Origin of the sequence: Rhodococcus sp. NPDC059968 (genome assembly GCF_042738615.1) — a bacterium.
Classification (GTDB): domain Bacteria; phylum Actinomycetota; class Actinomycetes; order Mycobacteriales; family Mycobacteriaceae; genus Rhodococcus_F.
Map to the genome: position 1 here is coordinate 1 of NZ_JBHWUE010000277.1, position 1,399 is coordinate 1,399.

The window sequence follows — 1,399 nt, forward strand, 5'->3', positions numbered from 1 at the left end:
TCGTTGCCGCCGGTGCCGCCTTCGTTCCGTACAACTGGCGATGGGCAACCGAAGAGCTGGCCCACGGCATCAACGAGACCGGCGCACGCGTCGTACTCGTTGGTGATGGTTTCGACGCCGCCATCGCGGAGGTCCTGGCCGGTGACGGCCTCAAAGGGCCGGTCACCGTCGTGCACGAGGGCGACGAGTTCGACCACCTCCTGCGGTCGGAACCGATCAAGGGTGTTCCGGTGGGAGCGTCTGATGCTGCCTGCATTTTGTTCACCGGCGGCACCACCGGGTTCTCCAAGGGCGTTGTGCTCTCGCATTCGGCGATCCTGACCAACGCCGTCAATGAAATCGCCGACTGTCGCATCGGTGGCCGCCCGAACGATCGCGGCCTCGTCGTCACCCCGCTCTTTCACTCTGCCGCGCTGCTGTGCTGGTTCCTGCCCCACTACGTGACGGGGAACAGTTCGGTTCTCGTCCACAAGTTCGTGGAAGACGAGATCGCGGATCTTGTCGCGCACGAGTCGATCACCAACATGTTCCTCGTGCCCAACATGATCCGGCGCATGCTCAAGTCGGGCACGTTCGACACCGATGGGTTCCGCGACAACTTCAAGGCGCTCCACACCGGTGCCGGGCTGCTTCGCATGCCGGACAAGCTGGCTGTGTCGGCACTGATCCCGGACGTCGACCTGTTCTTCCGCTACGGCTTGACCGAAGCCGGACCGATGGTCACCCGATTGCTCCCGCAGGACATGCTCCGGCCGGAGATCGACGGCTCGATCGGCACCGAGTACCTGCTCACCGAGGTCGAGTTGCGTGACCTCTACGACGGCACCCCCACGTCGGTGGGGGAGATCGGAGAGATCTGCGTTCGTGGCCCCAATCTGATGACCGGATACTTCGGCCGCCCGGAGGCCACCAAGGAGGTCCTGGAGGGCGGCTGGTTGCGCACCGGTGACCTTGCTGTCCGCGACGAGAATGGCTACCTGTACTTCCGCGACCGGGCCAAGGACATGATCAAGACCGGTGGCGAGAACGTGTACAGCTCGGAGATCGAGCAGTTGCTCCACACGCACCCAGCTGTCATGGAAGCCGCCGTGCTCGGTGTGCCGAGTGAGGAGTGGGACGAGGAAGTGAGAGCGGTGATCGCCGTTCGGCCGGGTCAGACCGTCACGGAGACGGAGATCGCAACGTTCCTGCGCAAGCACTTGGCCGGATACAAGGTTCCGAAGATGATCGCGCTCGTGGGCCCGAACGCCCTGCCGATGAATCCCAGCGGCAAGATTGTCAAAACCAACATCCGGGCGACGATGGGCTGGTAACAGCCGGGTCGGCAATCGACGAAAATGTGGAACGACTAACGTACGATTGTTCCCGAGACCGCTCGCCGGCTCCCCTGGGAGCCGTC

Annotated in this window: 1 protein-coding gene; it reads left to right on the forward strand. The window is 63.5% G+C overall.

Features of this window, described 5'->3' with window-relative positions; translation table 11 throughout:
• Positions 1–1,313, forward strand: a 1,313-nt coding sequence (locus tag ACFWAY_RS53820) for a class I adenylate-forming enzyme family protein (protein WP_378516546.1), incomplete at its 5' end; no start/stop codon positions are given.
• Positions 1,314–1,399 lie beyond the last annotated feature (86 nt).